This is a genomic window from Paenibacillus sp. MAH-35 (genome assembly GCF_058135425.1).
Window position 1 is genome coordinate 1 of record NZ_JBYUPU010000095.1, and the last position, 1,525, is coordinate 1,525.

Sequence of the window (1,525 nt, forward strand, 5' to 3'; positions counted from 1 at the left end):
CACTAGCGTTGCATAAAAGCTAACATCATAAAACATCTTCTTTTATTTACTAATAATGTTAATAAATGATGCATTTTCATGGTAAACAAATAAAAAATCTCCTATTGTAAGAGTAAGGCATGTTATCCATACCTCTTACAAAGGAGATTACCCATGGATAACACTACAAATCAACCAGTTATTTGTCAATATCTTTCTCATCTACCTTTTGAGAATTTGCCCATGTATTTGTACGACTACCGAATGAAGAAGCTGAAGACAGCAGACTGTATCCGCCTTTTTGTCGCATCCTACTTGTTAGAACACGCTTCTTCTCGCGATATCGAAAAAGCGTTACGTGCCGAAGAGTCCTTGCAAGAAATGCTGAATGTCAAAAGCATGAGCCATTCTCAATTGACTCGAAGGTTGCCGACTCTTCCAACAGAGGTGCTGGAACGGCTGCTCATTCGCGTATGTGGACGTATTCGGCAATTGACGAAGGCAGAGCAGGGGCTGCCCAAATTAGGAAAACTACACATCGTGGACTCGACTTCGCTGCTTATCCCTGCAGGGCTAGGCCAGTGGGCTAAGGTTAGTAAGCATCAAACGATGGTGAAAATGCACCTTCGTCTCGTGGTTGACTCTCCTCATGTACTCGTTCCGGAAGCGATCATTCCTACAACTGGGAACGTCAACGACGGGACTGTAGTGATGGAACTGGTGGTAGCCAAGGATGTCCTGTATGTAATGGACCGGGGTTACGTGAATTACCGACATATGGATGAGTGGATTCGTCAGGAATTCCAGTACATCATTCGGATCAACGATAACCACCAGGAAAACCTTTTAGAAACGTACCCCGTTCCCCCTGGAACATCGATCGTTCGAGATGCGAAGATCTGGCTTGGTAGTAAGTTTAGATCGATGAAGAATCCGGTACGCTTGGTCGAGTACCTGGACGATAAAGGACACCTCTACCGCGTGGTCACAAATCGATATGATCTTACTGCGGAAGAGGTTGCAGCAGCATACCGGAAGCGCTGGATTATTGAGCTATTCTTCAAGTGGTTAAAACAGCGGGCTGCGCTAGTAAAACTGTACAGTTACAAGCCCCAAGCGCTTTGGAATACCATGTATCTTTGCTTGCTAGCCTATAGTTTGATGATTTTGATCAAGCTGTTGGAGCTCAGTGAACAGAAAGAAAGGGAAGTATGGCGCACGCTTCAGCACTTTGCATACAAATCATGGCAGGCTTTTCAGGCAGAGTTACATCGAAAACCAACGCGAACGTCACAAGGAAGAAAAGCCTCAAAAGAAGAACCAGAACCTGAAAGCTTCTATCCGACGATCGGTGTGTACAAGCCACATACTTACCACTAATAATTAAATAATCCAATAACTGGGATAACATGACTTACCTTGTTTGAGATTCCTTTTTGGGCCGATTACACGCCAAAGTGACTGTAAAAATAAGTTATTAATGTTCTTTGTTTACTAATAAATGAAAACTTAACGTTCTATGTTACTGTTTTTGCAACGCTAGTGC

General features: G+C 43.3%; 1 protein-coding gene. It reads left to right on the forward strand.

What is annotated here, in order from left to right:
- Positions 1–153 precede the first annotated feature (153 nt).
- On the forward strand, positions 154–1,359 hold the full coding sequence (locus AC3Y2E_RS34545; RefSeq protein ID WP_379217975.1) for an IS4 family transposase: 1,206 nt from the start codon (positions 154–156) through the stop codon (positions 1,357–1,359).
- Positions 1,360–1,525: the final 166 nt, after the last annotated feature.